Here is a 14,130-nt window from a genome sequence, read left to right on the forward strand (position 1 = left end):
GTGTCTGTCGACCGCGCGCGTGTCGAGCGACTCACCAGGGAACTGCTCGAGGCGATCGGCGAAGACCCTGACCGTCCCGGGCTGAAGCAGACGCCGACGCGGATGGGCGATCTGTATGCGGAGTTCTTCGCCGGGGTCGGCGAAGACCCTGCAGCGCCTCTCGCGCACACGATCAGCGTCGCCCGGGGTCCCGCGCCCGACACGCTCCCCTCGGGCGCCGTGCTGCTGCGGGACATCCGATTCCGGTCGGTGTGCGAGCACCATCTGCTGCCGTTCGCGGGGCGCGCGCACATCGCCTACCTCCCGGGCGAGCAGGTGGTCGGGCTGGGCGCGCTCGTGCGCGTCGTCGAGATCCTCGCCACCCGCCCCCAGGTGCAGGAACGACTTGGCGAGCAGATCGCCGACACGATCGCGGAGCACCTCGACACCCGCGGAGTGCTCGTCGTGCTCGACGCCAGCCACGGCTGTGTGACGATGCGCGGAGGACGGCAGCCGGAGGCGTCCACGCTGACGATCGCCGCCCGCGGCGAGTACACGGACCCGATCGCGAGGGCTGAGCTCATCGCGCTGATCGGCGCCCCGAGCGCGGGGCACGCATGACGGGGATCTGGGGGATCGTCAACGTCACGCCCGACTCGTTCAGCGACGGCGGTCGGTATCTCGACGTGGATCGGGCCGTCGAACACGGCCTGCGGCTGCGGACCGAGGGAGCCACCGTGCTCGACGTCGGCGGCGAGTCGACGAGGCCGGGAGCCGAGCGCGTGGGTGCGGAGATCGAGCAGGAGCGCGTGCTCCCCGTGATCGAGCGTCTCGTCGCTGAGGGCGCGCCTGTGAGCATCGACACCATCAACGCGTCGACTGCGGCGGCGGCTGTCCGAGCGGGCGCTCGGATCGTCAACGACGTCTCCGGCGGCCTTGCCGACCCCGACATGCTGGCTGCGGTCGCCGAGTCCGGCGCGGACTATGCGATCGGCCACTGGCGTGGTTTCTCCGCTGATATGTACGAGCACGCCGAGTATCGTCGTGCCGCCCGCGAGGTCGCGGGAGAGGTCCGCGAGCGCATGGGCGAGGCCGCGGCTGCGGGCATCGCGCCGTCGCGCCTGATCGTCGACCCGGGGATCGGATTCTCGAAGAAGGGCGGCCAGAACTGGGGCGTCCTCCGCGGCCTCGACGAGATCGTCGCGCTGGGGCCACGCGTGCTCGTGGGCACCTCCCGGAAGAGGTTCCTCGCGGAGACCATCGGCGCCGACCCTGCGGCGGTGTCCGAGGCGCGTCGCGACCTCGCGACAGCAGTCACGAGCGCCCTCGCCGCCCGCGCCGGCGTCTGGGCCGTCAGAGTCCACGATGTCGGTGCCACCCGCGATGCGCTGGCCATCGTGCATGCCTGGGAGGGATGAACCATGGATGTCCTCGACGAGATCGTCCTCACCGGACTGACCGTGTTCGGTCGGCACGGCGTGTACGACCACGAGCGGGAGAACGGTCAGGAGTTCACGATCGATCTGCGCCTTCGGATGCCGCTGGACGATGCGGCGTCATCGGACGACGTGGCCGACACGGTGCACTACGGAGAGCTCGCCGAGAGAGTCGCAGAGGTCGTCGCGGGCGAGCCGGTGAACCTCATCGAGACGCTCGCCGATCGCATCGCGGCTGTCGCGCTCGCCGACGCCCGGGTGCACTCCGCCACCGTCACGGTGCACAAGCCGCATGCTCCGATCGCCCTGACCTTCTCGGACGTCGCCGTCACCGTGCACCGGGCGCGACAGCAGTTCGCCGAGGAGGAGTCGCGATGAGTCGCAATCTGGCGAACCCGCCGAGTCTCCCCGGCCCGCGACCCGGGCGCGAGGATGCCGTCGCGGTCGTCGCCTTCGGCGCGAATCTCGGTGATCGCGAAGGCACGATCCGCGCCGCCGCCGAGCGCATCTCGCGACTGCCGTTGGTCAGAGACGTGCGGTTGTCCTCGTTGATCGAAACCGTCGCGCTGCGGCTCGACGGGCCGGATCCCGACGCCCCGGGGTATGTGAACGCGGTCGCCCTGGTCACCACCCGCCTCGCTCCGTCGATCCTGCTCGGCATGCTGCACGCGATCGAAGACGAGTACGGCCGCGAGCGCCTGGAGAGATGGGGCGATCGGACACTCGACCTTGACCTGATCGCCTACGGTGACGAGTCGGCGGAGGGTGACGGACTGCAGCTGCCGCATCCCCGTGCGTTCGAGAGGTTGTTCGTCCTCGAGCCGTGGCTCGAACTCGATCGCGACGCAGTGCTTCCCGGTGCGGGTCGGGTCGCCGACCTCGTCGCGGATCTGCGACGCCGGGAGCAGCGATGAAGCGCACCTCGATCGGACTCCTCGTGCTCCTCGCCGTGCTCGCCGCCGGCGGGGGCTTCGTCCTTGACCACATGCTGACGGCGATGGGCCGCACGACCTTCACGCCGTCGTTGCTGCTGCCCGTGCTGCTCCTGCTCATCGGCGCAGCCTCGCTGGGCGTCGCCTGGCCCGTGCGCGCGAGTGTTCGCAACGGCGTCCGCATCGATCCGTTCCGTGCGACGCGCGCGGTGACGCTGGCCCGCGCGTCCAGTCTCGTCGGGGCGATCATGGCGGGGTTCGGAGCGGGCCTCTTGGCGTTCCTCCTCTCCCGGCCGATCGATCCCCCGGTAGGGTCGACTGTGGCGATGCTGGCACTGATCGGAAGCGCGGTCGTGCTGGCCGTCGCCGCGCTCATCGCCGAACAGTTCTGCATACTTCCGAAGGATCCTGATGACTCAGAACCCAGAGATCGAGCCGGGGATCCCGGCCCCGCTGAACTCGGCGGAGGTCACTGACCGCGCGGCCCTCGACCAGGGCACGTACCCGCAGCTGCGCACCGCGCGCAGCGAGGCGAGACTCGAGCTCGACGGGACCTGGCATCAGATCTCCCCTCGCTACGTGGTCTCGCAGAACGTGCAGAACCTGATCTTCATCGCCGTCGTCCTCGCGGTCGCGGCGGTTCTCGCGCTCGTGCTGCATCAGACCTGGGCGTGGATCCCGGCGGGTGTCGTCGTGCTCATCACGCTGATCACCATGGTCATCCTGCCGAGGCAGGCGAGGGCCATCGGATACATGCTCCGCGAAGACGACATCGTCTTCCGCAAGGGCATCCTCTGGCAGCGCATGATCGCCGTGCCCTACGGACGCATGCAGCTCGTCGACATCACCCAGGGGCCGCTGGACCGCGCGTTCGGCATCTCCCAGCTGAAGATGGTCACCGCCGCTGCGACGACCGGAGTGCAGATCCCCGGTCTCACCCAGACGGCGGCGGAAGCGCTGCGGGACACCCTGATCGAGGTCGCCGAGACTCGCCGGACGGGCCTGTGAGCGAGCACCAGCCGCCGGCACCGACGGGAGAGCGGCCCAGCGCGGCCACCGGGCGCGAGACCCTCGCCGACGGCGAGTGGCATCGGATGCATCCGCTCACCCCGCTCTTCAAGGGCGGGCTGGCCCTCATCATCATCGCGGGCATCGCGATCGCCAACCTTCGCGACCGTCTGATCGCCTGGTTCGTCGACCTCTTCACCCCCGAAGAGGCGCAGTACGACTACAGCGGCGGGGATCCCGTCGACTGGGTGCTGCAGAACAACCTCATCGTCATCGTGCTGCTCAGCGTGCTCGGACTGGTCGTCGTCCTCGTCCTCATCTTCTGGTTCGTCTGGCGCTTCCAGCAGTTCCGGATCACGGGGGACCACGTCGAGGTCCGCAAGGGCATCGTCTTCCGCTCGCACCGTCGCGCTCCGCTCGACCGGGTGCAGGGCGTCAACCTCACCCGTCCGTTCCCCGCGCGCATCATCGGACTCGCGAAGCTCGAGGTCGTCGGTGCCGGCACCGATTCCAACGTCGAGCTCGAATACCTCGCGACTCCGCGCGCAGAGGCGGTGCGCACCGACATCCTGCGCCTCGCCTCGGGTGCGCGCGCAGCCAGACTCACAGCTGCGGACGCCGCGGCCGGCGTGCGCTCCTCTGACGCCGCAGGCTCGGGGACGGTCGCGCCCGGTTCGGCACGGGCACAGCTCGTCGGATCGATGAACGCCGGCGTCAACGATCTGATCAGCGGCGTCGACCTCGCCGACGTCGAGCCCGAGAGTGTGGTGAAGATCCCGACGGGGCGTCTCGTCGGCTCCCAGCTCATCTCGAGCGTCCTCTGGCTCATCTTCTTCGGGATCATCTTCGGGGTCGCGGTCGGCGGCGTCGCGATCGGCTCGCTGATCGACGGAGACCCCATCGGCGGGTTCCTCGGTCTCGGGATCACGCTGGGCATCGCGATCCCCATGATCATCGCGATCGTCGGAATCACCTGGGCGCAGATCTCGAAGTCGCTGCGCTACTCGATCGCCCCGACGCCCGACGGCGTGCGGATCACGTACGGTCTGCTGACGACCGTGACCGAGACGCTGCCGCCTGGACGCATCTTCGCCGTGGAGGTCACGCAGTCGCTGCTGTGGCGGCCGTTCGGCTGGTGGACCATCAGGATCAACCGCATGAGCGGCAAGAGCGCCGCTCAGCAGTCGTCGGGTTCGGCCCAGCAGTTCAGCGTCGTGCTGCCGGTCGGCAAGCGCGCCGATGTCGAACGCGTGCTCGCGCTGATCCTTCCCGATGCTCCGGTCGCCGACATCCCGCTCGTGTGGGAGCACGGCATTCTCGGACCGGTCGAGGGCGACCCGTACCGGACGATGCCTCGGCGCGCATGGTGGCGCAGGCCCGTGTCGTGGAAGCGTCACGGCTTCGCGTTGACCGAGTTCGGACTCCTGCTCCGGCGTGGCATCGTCTGGCGCAAGCTGGCGATCTTCCCGCTCGCCCGGCTGCAGGGAGTGTCGCTCTCGCAGGGGCCGATCGACCGTGCGCAGCGTGTGTCCGGTGCGCAGGTGCACTCCGTGCAGGGGCTCATCACGGGCTATCTGTCGGGTCTCGAACGCGATGACGCGCTGTACCTGCTCGACAGGGTGAGCTCGGCAGCGGTCGCCGCCGCCGCGCGCGATCACACCCACCGGTGGGGCGAATACGTGACGGATGCCGAGGGAGCGCAGGTTCCCGGGTACCCGGTCGCCGGGGCGGATGCCGCTGCAGGCGTCTCCGGGGCCCCGCTGCCTCCTCCGGCTCCGCCTGTCGCGCCTCCGGCTCCGCCTGTCGCGCCGCCGGCTCCGAACGGTGAGTGATCCGACGCGCCGCGATGGGCGCCTCGGAGTCGGCATCATCGGCGCGGGACGAGTGGGGCCGGTCATCGGCGCGGCTCTCGCCGGAGCAGGACACGCGATCATCGGCATCACGAGCGGCTCTGACGACGACCGTGCGTCAGCGGTGCTGCCGGACGTCCCGATCCTCGATGCGCTGGAGGTCGTGCGTCGCAGCGAGCTGGTCGTGGTGGCCGTTCCTCACGATCAGCTGGCGGGCCTGATCGCGGGCATCGCCGAGGTCGGAGGCTGGCAGCTCGGCCAGCTCGTGCTGCACACGGACCCCGGTCACGGCATCGAGGTGCTGCGACCGGCGGCCTCGAGCGGTGCGATCCCGCTCGCCGTGCATCCGGCGATCACCTTCACGGGCACATCGATCGATCTGCGTCAGCTGCAGGCGAGCTATGCGGCGGTCACCGCTCCGGCGGCGGTGCTTCCCATCGCACAGGCTCTGGCAGTCGAGATGGGATGCGAGCCGGTCGTGATCTCGGAGGCGGATCGGGAGGCCTACGCCGACGCGATCCAGACCGTCACCGAGTTCTCACGCTCGATCATCGCGCAGTCCACCTCGCGCCTCGGTGAACTCGGCGTCGAGAACCCGGGGGGATACCTCTCCGCCCTGGTGCAGTCGACGGTCGAACGGGCGCTCCGCGATGCGTCAGGGCCGCCCCCTCTGCTCTGACGTCAGCGACCGCCCGAGAAGCCGCCTCCACCGCCTCCGCCGGAGAAGCCGCCGCCGAACGATCCGCCTGCGCTCGACGACGAGCTCGCACTCGGTGCCGCGTACGTCGCGGACGCGTGCGACGTCGCAGCGAACGCCACGAGCTGACCGCGGACGAAGGGCGCGCTGGGATCCCCGATCCACGACGCGCCTCGTTGCTCGTAGGCGTACACCTGCTCGAGAATGGCGCCCCATTCGTTCTCCATGCCGAACAGCATCGCGTAGGGGAGCAGGCGCTCGTAGACGACGATCACGTTCGCGCTGCCGTCCTGTCGCCTCTCGGCGCCCGTGTACGACTGGAGCATCCGGAGTCGGTCGGCTTCGGCGACGCGGATGAACTCCCTGACGCCCATGAGGTATTCGTACTGTCGGGCGCCTTCGGCGGTGAGGACGGTGTGCTTCGAGAAGCCGTAGAAGGAGGACAGGAGAACGAGGAAGACACCGAACGCGATCGCGACGAACGCAGGAATCGCTGTGACACGTCCGCCGATGATCCCCCAGAGGCCGAGGGCGAAGCCTGCGAGCACGACGCCGATCGCACACCACTGCAGGATCATCGCGCCCCTGCTGCGCGCCTTGGTGGTGAGGCCGCGTGACACCGCTGCCTCGATGCCGCTCTGCGACAGCGTCTTCATGCGAGCGACGAAGTCCTCGCTCGAACTCGGAACCTCGGCGACTCCTGCGGCGTCGGCGCCGACGAAGAGCGCATCCAGTGCCCGGGCGTCGAGCTCGTCAGGAATCCTCCCACCCGGAAGGCGTCGCAGCCGTGGCTGCTCGACGTCGGTGCCCTCCTCGATGCGCAGCAGGCCGCGTACCGCGAGGTGGATGATCTCTGCGGGGATCGGGTCTTTGGCGCCGGGCACGATCCCGGCGGCCAGCAGTGGCGGCAGCGAATCCGGCACGTCGTACTGTGCGACGATGATGCCGCTGGATGTGCGTCGCTTCTTCTTGAACGCCGACACGGCGATCCAGCTTCCGACCGAGAGCCCGAGCCCGCCCAGTGCCGCGATCGCGGGAACGGTGTCGGTCACGGGATCGGGCTGCCGAGCCGACGGCTGCACAGCGGTGCCGGGGTCGAATCCGACGGCGACCGTGATCCCCTCGCCGGGGGAGAGCTCTTTCGCCTCGACAGCGAACTGCGCGCCGTCGGGCGACGCGACGAGGTCGCACTCGTTCGTCGATCCCTGGTAGCCGGTGTAGCAGCGGGCGTTTCCGGTCATCCGCTCCGTCATCGTCTCGTCGAACACGATCTCCGCACGGAAGTCCTCGACGGGCTGCGTGCTGTCGAGAGGAAGCAGGTCCCAGTAGAACTCGTCGACTCCGGAGTCTGCCGCCAGGATCACGTCGCGCATCTCGTATTCGATCACGTAGGTCGTGAGTCCGCGCACGTAGTCGTCGTCGCCGGTGAGCACCAGCAGCAGCCCGTCCTCCTGCTCGGTCTCGTAGGGCACGTCGGCCCCGGTCTCGTCGGTCACCGACAGCACTCGCACATCGAGCCACGCGTTCTCGTAGCTCGTCGGAAGTCCGCGGACGATCCCCTTGTTCTGATCGACCTCGGGGAATCGAGCCGTGAGGGACTCGGTGACGTGCATGTGCGAGCGGCCGTCGTCGTCGAGACCCACCTCGTACCGTGCATCCCACGATGCGTAGGAGAAGTCGTCCACGTCGGCGCGGATCGCGGTCGAGGCGCCGGCGGCGGGTGCTGGTCCCGCTGCTGCTGCAGCTGCCGGTGTCGTGGGCACGAGCAGTGCAGCGGCGGTGAGACCGATCGTGACGAGCGTGCGGGCGAGTCTGGTGGCTGCCATGCTTCGAGGCTACCCAGACTCGACCGCAGGGTGAGGGGTCGGACCTCGGTAAACTGGACACGACTTTCAAGGAGCCCCGAATGACTGACGCGTCTGCCGCGCCCGAGACGACCACCGCCGCCACCGAAGAAGACGTCCACGAGCAGAAGGCCGTGCGCCTGGCGAAGCGCGAGCGTCTGGTCGCGAACCGCGCGGACGCCGGCGGGGGAGCGTTCCCTGTCAGCGTGCCGGTGACTCACCAGATCCCGGCGCTGCGCGCCGAGTACGGCGAGCTCGAGGCGGGTGCCGAGACGGGCGTCGTCGTCGGAGTCGCAGGTCGTGTGGTGTTCAGTCGCAATACGGGCAAGCTGTGCTTCGCGACGCTGCAGGCCGGCGACGGCTCGCGGATCCAGGCGATGATCTCGCTCGCGAACGTCGGGGAGCAGTCACTCGCCGATTGGAAGGAGTACGTCGACCTCGGGGATCATGTCTTCGTGCACGGCGAGGTGATCTCCAGCCGCCGCGGCGAGCTGTCGATCATGGCCGACGGGTGGGCGATCGCCTCGAAGGCGATCCTGCCGCTGCCGAATGCGTACTCGGAGCTCAGCGAAGAGGGCCGGGTCCGCAGCCGCTACCTCGACCTGATCGTCCGCGAACAGGCGCGCACGACTGTCCGCGCTCGTGCGGCGGTGAACGCGAGCCTGCGAGCGACGTTCGGCAGCCACGACTACCTCGAGGTCGAGACCCCGATGCTGCAGGTGCAGCACGGTGGAGCATCCGCTCGCCCGTTCGTCACCCATTCGAACGCGTTCGACACGGAGCTCTACCTGCGGATCGCGCCCGAGCTGTACCTGAAGCGTGCCGTGGTCGGTGGCATCGAGCGGGTGTACGAGATCAACCGCAACTTCCGCAACGAGGGCGCAGACTCGACCCACAGCCCCGAGTTCGCGATGCTCGAGGCCTATCAGGCCTATGGCGACTACAACCAGATGGCCGCGCTGACGCAGGAGCTGGTGCAGCAGGCGGCGATCGCGGTCGCCGGTTCGACCACGGTCACCTGGGCGGACGGCACCGAATACGACCTCGGTGGCGAATGGGATCGCATCTCGATGTACGAGTCGCTGTCGGCGGCATCCGGTCGCACGATCACCCCGAGCGATCCGGTCGAGGACCTGATCGCCTTCGCCGAGGCGAACGGCGTGGACCTGCCCGCTCAGGCCACGCACGGCAAGCTCGTCGAAGAGCTGTGGGAGCACTTCGTGAAGGGCGACCTCGTGCGCCCGACCTTCGTCATGGACTTCCCCGTCGACACCTCGCCCCTTGTTCGCGAGCACCGCTCGATCGAGGGCGTCGTGGAGAAGTGGGATCTGTACATCCGCGGGTTCGAGCTGGCGACCGGATACTCCGAGCTCGTCGACCCCGTCATCCAGCGCGAGCGCTTCGTCGAGCAGGCGAAGCTCGCTGCCCGCGGTGACGTCGAGGCGATGCCGGTCGATGAGGAGTTCCTGCGTGCGCTCGAGCACGGCATGCCGCCGTCCGGGGGCATGGGCATGGGCATCGATCGCCTGCTGATGGCGATCACCGGGCTCGGCATCCGCGAGACCATCCTCTTCCCCCTCGTCAAATAGCGGGCGTCGCGCCGCGTCTGAACGCCCACTCCGGCAGCATCGCCGCGTCGATCATCGACGCGAGCAGCGCGGCGAGACCGTACTCGGGATCGATCGCCCGCACGAGATCGAGGTACTGCGCGGCATGGCTCGAGCGGCCGAGTGCCCACGAGAGCCATGCCGCAGCGGTGAGCGGAGCAGGTCTCGCCGCAGGCGGGGCGAGAGCGGCAGCCGTGCGGACGAGTGAGAGGGCGACTGCGAGTCGCTGCGGATCAGGAGTGGGTCCCCGACCGAGGAAGACATCGCCGAGGTCGTCGGGCACCCTGGTCATCGCGCCCGCGAAGTCGAGCTGCGCCTGGAGCGTGCGCTCGCCGCCGCGCGCATCGGTCGCCCATTGGGTCAGCGCGACGTCTCGGAAGAGCGGGCGATCGAGGCACCAGAGGAGGGCCGCGGTGGCGAACGGCGGCAGATCGTCCGGGGATGCCAGAACGGACTCGAAGAAGGCCGGGATGTCCTCGAGGAGCACGAGCGCCGCGATCGCCTGAGGGTTCTCCGTGCCCGTCGCCCCAGGTGTGCCGCCTCGTTCGAGGAGACCGCCGACGTCACGCAGTGCGCGCCCCACCCGCTCCTTGCCGGCGAAGCCGACCGCAGGAAGAGCAGCACCGGACAGCTGGTCCCCGGAGACGTCACCGACGCCCGGCACCTCGGGTGCGAGGCGGTCGAGACGGCGGACCTGCGGATCGCCGTCGAGGTAGCTCGACCACCCGTCGGGGGTCACGCAGAGCGCGTCGACGATACGCAGTCCGGCGTCCTCCGCCCGACCCAGCACTTCATCGACCTCGACGGCGAAGGGGAGCACCAGCCCGTCGCGTGTGCGCTGCACGGTGTCATCCGTATAGACCACGAGGGCGACCGCATCCGTCCGCTCGACTCGCGAGACGAGGCCGACCGCGGCATCCGCGTAGTCGGCGAGGTCGTCGTGGCTGCGGGGGAGGTCGAGTCGCATCGCGCCGTACGTGCGGGTGCCACGGAACGGCAGCAGGACGAGGCTCTCAGTCGGGGTGAAGCCTGCGAGAGAGGGGACGATGCTGAGGAACTCAGCGGAGCCGGAAGCGCGGAGCAGTGTTGTCATCCGGCGAGTCTCATCGCACGAGCACGCTCGCGGTCGGTCTCCACAGCGCCGATGGCCTATCCCCCTTCTGCGCCCGAGTGTGGAGGAGCAGTGGGGTAGTGAGTCGCGTACCATGGAGCCATGGAGAACTTCTGGCTCGCAGCCGCATGGTCGCTCATCCCGACCATCGGGGTGAGCGTCGTGTTCTTCTTCGTGCTCCGCGGAATCCTGCGGTTCGATCGCACCGAACGCAAGGTGCACGCACGGATCGAAGCCGAGGAGCGGGCCGCACGCGGTCTGCCGCCGCGCTCCTGAGCGGCGTCGGAACCATCGGCTACTGTGTAGCCAGCGCACCGTCATCGGTGCCCACTGAAGCGCCCGGCGTCGAAGTGCCGAGCGGCCGAGAGGACGAGGGATGACGCCCGAGATCTGGGCTTGGTGGACCGCGGCGTTCCTGATCGCCCTCGACCTGACCATCCGCATCACGGCGATCATCATCATCCCGCGCAACCGGCGTCCCACGGCGGCGATGGCCTGGCTGCTCGCGGTCTTCTTCATCCCGTTCGTCGGCGTGTTCCTCTTCCTGCTCATCGGAAATCCACGGCTGCCGCGAGCGCGGCGTCGCAAGCAGGATCAGATCAACGAGTACATCGCCGAGACGAGCGAGCACCTGCACTTCGGCACCCTGCGCCCGAATGCGCCGAGCTGGTTTCCCCCGCTCGTCGAGATGAACCACCGTCTCGGAGCGCTGCCGATCTCCGGCGACAACGGCGCGCATCTGATCGCGGACTATCAGGACTCGCTCGACGCGATGGCCGACGAGATCCGCAAGGCCCAGGACTACGTCCACATCGAGTTCTACATCCTCCAGTCCGATGCGTCGACGGACAACTTCTTCCGCGCGATGGAAGAGGTGGCAGAACGCGGCGTGCATGTCCGCGTGCTGCTGGACCACTGGGCGAACAGGTGGAAGCCGAAGTACCGGAAGACCGTCGCCCGGCTCAATCGGATGGGCGCGAACTGGCACCTGATGCTGCCGGTGCAGCCGCTGAAGGGACGCATGCAGCGGCCCGACCTGCGCAACCACCGCAAGCTCCTCGTGGTCGACGGCAAGGTCGCGTTCCTGGGCTCCCAGAACGTCACGGACTCGACCTACAACCTTCCCAAGAACATCAAGCGGGGTCTGCACTGGGTCGACCTCATGGTCCGCATCGACGGGCCGGTCGTGCTGAGCGTGAACGCCATCTTCCTCAGCGACTGGTACAGCGAGACCGACGAGGTGCTGCAGGAGATCGACATCTCGCACGCCGAGGCCGGCTCGGGCGACCTGGACTGCCAGGTCGTGCCGTCGGGACCGGGGTTCGAGGTCGAGAACAACCTGCGTCTGTTCCTCGGGCTGCTCTACGCGGCCAAAGAGAAGATCATGATCGTCAGCCCGTACTTCGTGCCGGATGAAGCGCTGCTGCTCGCGGTCACCGCAGCGGTCGACCGGGGAGTCGCGGTCGAGCTGTTCGTCTCCGAAGAGGGCGACCAGGCGATGGTCTACCACGCCCAGCGCAGCTACTACGAGGCGCTGCTGAAGGCCGGGGTGCGGATCTGGATGTATCGCAAGCCGTACATCCTGCACACGAAGAGCCTGACCATCGACGACCAGGTCGCCGTGATCGGCTCGAGCAATATGGACATGCGCTCGTTCGGTCTGAACCTCGAGGTGTCGATGCTCGTCCGCGGCGAGGAGTTCGTCCTCGAGATGCGCGCGGTCGAAGACGTCTACCGCTCGCTCAGCCGGGAGCTCACTCTCGAGGAGTGGATGCAGCAGCCGCTCCGGTCGACAGTCCTCGACAACCTCGCCCGTCTCACCTCGGCGCTGCAATAGGGCGCCGATAGGGGGGGTGCTTTCGGCAGACCGCGGCCGGTACCCTGTGTGCATGGCTTCCCCGTCGCGTGTCGTCGCCGCTCTCTCGTCCCTGGCCGCTCTGCTGCTGATCGCGGGGTGCACGATCGGCCCCGGGGCCACAGGATCGCAGGCGACCTCGAACCCGTCGAGCGGGCCCGGGCAGAGCACCGACGATTCGGACGACGTCGAAGGCACGCTGCTCGACGACGGCCGCATGTTCGCCGTGGTGACGTGGGGCTCCTCGACGTGCATTCCCCAGGTCGACGCGGTGACGGCCGAGGGGCAGACGGTATCGGTGACGCTTGTCGAGCCGGAGTCAGAGACGGACGGCGAGAAGGCGTGCACCGCTGACCTGGCCTCCCGCGCGAGCATCGGCGCACTGCCCGAGGGAGTCGACCCGACGAAGGAGATCACTCTGCAGGTGACGTACGGCGACATGGTCGACGACGTCGAGCTCGACGGCGACCCGTCGTTCACCGGCACCCCCGGCTCATCGACGGAGTACGCGCCGAGTGCCGGCTGGTTCGATGACGGCTCGCTGGTGCTGCTCACGTGGGGCTCGTCAGGCTGCCCCCCGGTGGTCGAGAGCCTCGAGGGATCTGGTGCATCGGGCACCGCGACCTTCACGACCGACGACGATCAGGTGTGCACCATGGACATGGCACCGCGCGCGACGATCCTGGAATTCGGCGAGGACGCCGTCGATGATGACGCCTTCACCCTCACGCTCGTCGGCGGGAACCTCGACGGCACGGTCGAGGTGCGCAGCTGACGCTGTAAGAAGTGCGCGCCCCGGTGGATCAGAGCGATGCGACCGGGTGATCGGCGGGGAGCGCCAGCAGAAGAGCCCCGGGATCGACCCGGCACGTGATGCGCACCGCTGTCCCGAACTCGTCGCCGTCGAGCTCGATCGGGGTGGGAGAGGTCACCGCGGCTTCGGCGACGGCTCCGCGGAAGTAGTGCACCGATGCGTCCCGGCCCCGTCGCTCGAGCACGCGACGGCCGGCGCGCGAGCGTCGCAGCACCGAGTTGTCCCACCAGATCTTGCGCCACACGCCGAGCCAGCCCCAGACGCCGGTCGGCTGGATCACGGCGACGTCGAGGACGCCGTCGGTGATGGAGGCGTCGGGGATCAGCGCGATTCCCGCAGGCAGGGTCCCGCAATTGGCGAACAGGATGCTGTGCACCTTCGTCGAGTGCAGGCGGCCGTCGTCGATCTGGAACACGGATCGGAACGGCTCGGCGCTCACGAGCGACCTCGCCGCGCCGTCGACGTACGCGATCCAGCCGACCGACTTCTTGAGGTCGGGGCGCGTGTTGGCGATCATGTCCGCATCCAGCCCGACGCCGGCGAGCACGACGTAGGCGTGCTCCTCGTCTTCCCCGCTCTCTCTCGTCAGACGCGCCCAGCCGATGTCGATCGCGTGGCGGAACTCGCCCAGCGCCGCGCGGATCATCTCGTCGGGATCGGCCAGCGGGAGTCCGAGATTGCGCGCCAGCAGGTTGCCCGTGCCACTCGGCAGGATCGCGAGCGGCACCCCGGTGTTGGCGATGGCTTCGGAGACAGCGCGTACCGTGCCGTCTCCGCCGGCCACCAGCACGACATCCACGCCGCGTGCGAGGGCCTCGGCCGTCGCACCCTGACCGGGATCTTCGATCGTGGTCGGATAGAAGGCCGGATGCTCCCACCCGGCCTCGTGCGAGAGAGCGCGGACTCGCGCCCGCAGCTGCTTCCCGTCGACCTTGATCGGGTTGTAGACGAGCGCTGCCTGGCGTCGGCCGGTGGCGCTCGTGGTCATGGCGCTACT

Annotated in this window: 15 protein-coding genes; 12 read left to right on the forward strand and 3 right to left on the reverse strand. The window is 68.8% G+C overall.

The window, feature by feature from the left end; all coding sequences use genetic code 11:
• The 8 genes from folE to AKG07_RS15635 are packed head-to-tail and all read left to right on the forward strand — an operon-like array spanning position 1 to position 5,884.
• A complete protein-coding gene (folE, locus tag AKG07_RS15600; protein ID WP_053098727.1) occupies positions 1-600 on the forward strand; it encodes a GTP cyclohydrolase I in 600 nt (199 codons plus the stop codon).
• Positions 597-1,397, forward strand: coding sequence for a dihydropteroate synthase (folP, locus tag AKG07_RS15605; protein WP_053098728.1), 801 nt, complete (start codon positions 597-599; stop codon positions 1,395-1,397). Before folE ends, folP begins: the two co-directional genes overlap by 4 nt.
• A gap of 3 nt (positions 1,398-1,400) precedes the next feature.
• On the forward strand, positions 1,401-1,793 hold the full coding sequence (gene folB / locus AKG07_RS15610; protein WP_053098729.1) for a dihydroneopterin aldolase: 393 nt from the start codon (positions 1,401-1,403) through the stop codon (positions 1,791-1,793).
• Positions 1,790-2,329: a 2-amino-4-hydroxy-6-hydroxymethyldihydropteridine diphosphokinase gene (gene folK / locus AKG07_RS15615; protein ID WP_053098730.1), complete on the forward strand. Its 540-nt coding sequence runs from the start codon at positions 1,790-1,792 to the stop codon at positions 2,327-2,329. Before folB ends, folK begins: the two co-directional genes overlap by 4 nt.
• On the forward strand, positions 2,326-2,823 hold the full coding sequence (locus AKG07_RS15620; protein ID WP_053098731.1) for a DUF3180 domain-containing protein: 498 nt from the start codon (positions 2,326-2,328) through the stop codon (positions 2,821-2,823). The genes folK and AKG07_RS15620 overlap by 4 nt, the downstream gene beginning before the upstream one ends.
• On the forward strand, positions 2,759-3,355 hold the full coding sequence (locus tag AKG07_RS15625; RefSeq protein ID WP_053098732.1) for a PH domain-containing protein: 597 nt from the start codon (positions 2,759-2,761) through the stop codon (positions 3,353-3,355). The genes AKG07_RS15620 and AKG07_RS15625 overlap by 65 nt, the downstream gene beginning before the upstream one ends.
• Entirely contained in the window at positions 3,352-5,187 is a 1,836-nt protein-coding gene (locus AKG07_RS15630) for a PH domain-containing protein (RefSeq protein ID WP_082297982.1), read from the forward strand. The genes AKG07_RS15625 and AKG07_RS15630 overlap by 4 nt, the downstream gene beginning before the upstream one ends.
• Positions 5,180-5,884: a DUF2520 domain-containing protein gene (locus AKG07_RS15635; RefSeq protein ID WP_053098733.1), complete on the forward strand. Its 705-nt coding sequence runs from the start codon at positions 5,180-5,182 to the stop codon at positions 5,882-5,884. The genes AKG07_RS15630 and AKG07_RS15635 overlap by 8 nt, the downstream gene beginning before the upstream one ends.
• Before the next feature lie 2 nt (positions 5,885-5,886).
• Here the strand turns inward: AKG07_RS15635 and AKG07_RS15640 are convergent, their stop codons facing one another.
• On the reverse strand, positions 5,887-7,728 hold the full coding sequence (locus AKG07_RS15640) for a DUF2207 domain-containing protein (protein ID WP_053098734.1): 1,842 nt from the start codon (positions 7,726-7,728) through the stop codon (positions 5,887-5,889).
• An 80-nt stretch (positions 7,729-7,808) separates the two neighbouring features.
• Here AKG07_RS15640 and lysS point away from each other — a divergent pair, with 80 nt between their 5' ends.
• A complete protein-coding gene (lysS, locus tag AKG07_RS15645; RefSeq protein ID WP_053098735.1) occupies positions 7,809-9,335 on the forward strand; it encodes a lysine--tRNA ligase in 1,527 nt (508 codons plus the stop codon).
• On the opposite strand, the gene AKG07_RS15650 is transcribed toward lysS, so the two are convergent.
• On the reverse strand, positions 9,328-10,446 hold the full coding sequence (locus AKG07_RS15650; RefSeq protein WP_053098736.1) for a DUF4192 family protein: 1,119 nt from the start codon (positions 10,444-10,446) through the stop codon (positions 9,328-9,330). The two genes, lysS and AKG07_RS15650, sit on opposite strands and share 8 nt — an antisense overlap.
• Positions 10,447-10,566: 120 nt before the next feature.
• Between AKG07_RS15650 and AKG07_RS17920 the strand changes: the two genes are divergently transcribed.
• The 3 genes from AKG07_RS17920 to AKG07_RS15660 all read left to right on the forward strand — a co-directional run bounded on the left by AKG07_RS17920 (position 10,567) and on the right by AKG07_RS15660 (position 13,094).
• Positions 10,567-10,740 carry a hypothetical protein gene (locus tag AKG07_RS17920; RefSeq protein ID WP_171821981.1) on the forward strand — a complete coding sequence of 58 codons (174 nt, stop codon included), beginning with the start codon at positions 10,567-10,569 and terminating at the stop codon, positions 10,738-10,740.
• Between the two features lie 100 nt (positions 10,741-10,840).
• Positions 10,841-12,301: a cardiolipin synthase gene (gene cls, locus AKG07_RS15655; RefSeq protein ID WP_053098737.1), complete on the forward strand. Its 1,461-nt coding sequence runs from the start codon at positions 10,841-10,843 to the stop codon at positions 12,299-12,301.
• A gap of 52 nt (positions 12,302-12,353) precedes the next feature.
• Entirely contained in the window at positions 12,354-13,094 is a 741-nt protein-coding gene (locus tag AKG07_RS15660; RefSeq protein WP_053098738.1) for a hypothetical protein, read from the forward strand.
• Between the two features lie 28 nt (positions 13,095-13,122).
• Here the strand turns inward: AKG07_RS15660 and AKG07_RS15665 are convergent, their stop codons facing one another.
• Positions 13,123-14,121, reverse strand: a complete 999-nt coding sequence (locus AKG07_RS15665; RefSeq protein ID WP_053098739.1) for a diacylglycerol/lipid kinase family protein — start codon at positions 14,119-14,121, stop codon at positions 13,123-13,125.
• Between the last annotated feature and the right edge of the window lie 9 nt (positions 14,122-14,130).

Source organism: Microbacterium sp. CGR1, from assembly GCF_001266755.1.
Lineage (GTDB): Bacteria > Actinomycetota > Actinomycetes > Actinomycetales > Microbacteriaceae > Microbacterium.

Excerpts from the sequence above, each read along its gene's own strand:
- folP (WP_053098728.1), top strand. The coding sequence starts at position 597 with ATGACGGGGATCTGGGGGATCGTCAACGTCACGCCCGACTCGTTCAGC.
- folB (WP_053098729.1), top strand. The coding sequence starts at position 1,401 with ATGGATGTCCTCGACGAGATCGTCCTCACCGGACTGACCGTGTTCGGT.
- folK (WP_053098730.1), top strand. The coding sequence starts at position 1,790 with ATGAGTCGCAATCTGGCGAACCCGCCGAGTCTCCCCGGCCCGCGACCC.
- AKG07_RS15620 (WP_053098731.1), top strand. The coding sequence starts at position 2,326 with ATGAAGCGCACCTCGATCGGACTCCTCGTGCTCCTCGCCGTGCTCGCC.
- AKG07_RS15625 (WP_053098732.1), top strand. The coding sequence starts at position 2,759 with ATGACTCAGAACCCAGAGATCGAGCCGGGGATCCCGGCCCCGCTGAAC.
- AKG07_RS15640 (WP_053098734.1), bottom strand. The coding sequence starts at position 7,728 with ATGGCAGCCACCAGACTCGCCCGCACGCTCGTCACGATCGGTCTCACC.
- lysS (WP_053098735.1), top strand. The coding sequence starts at position 7,809 with ATGACTGACGCGTCTGCCGCGCCCGAGACGACCACCGCCGCCACCGAA.
- AKG07_RS15650 (WP_053098736.1), bottom strand. The coding sequence starts at position 10,446 with ATGACAACACTGCTCCGCGCTTCCGGCTCCGCTGAGTTCCTCAGCATC.
- AKG07_RS17920 (WP_171821981.1), top strand. The coding sequence starts at position 10,567 with ATGGAGAACTTCTGGCTCGCAGCCGCATGGTCGCTCATCCCGACCATC.
- cls (WP_053098737.1), top strand. The coding sequence starts at position 10,841 with ATGACGCCCGAGATCTGGGCTTGGTGGACCGCGGCGTTCCTGATCGCC.
- AKG07_RS15660 (WP_053098738.1), top strand. The coding sequence starts at position 12,354 with ATGGCTTCCCCGTCGCGTGTCGTCGCCGCTCTCTCGTCCCTGGCCGCT.
- AKG07_RS15665 (WP_053098739.1), bottom strand. The coding sequence starts at position 14,121 with ATGACCACGAGCGCCACCGGCCGACGCCAGGCAGCGCTCGTCTACAAC.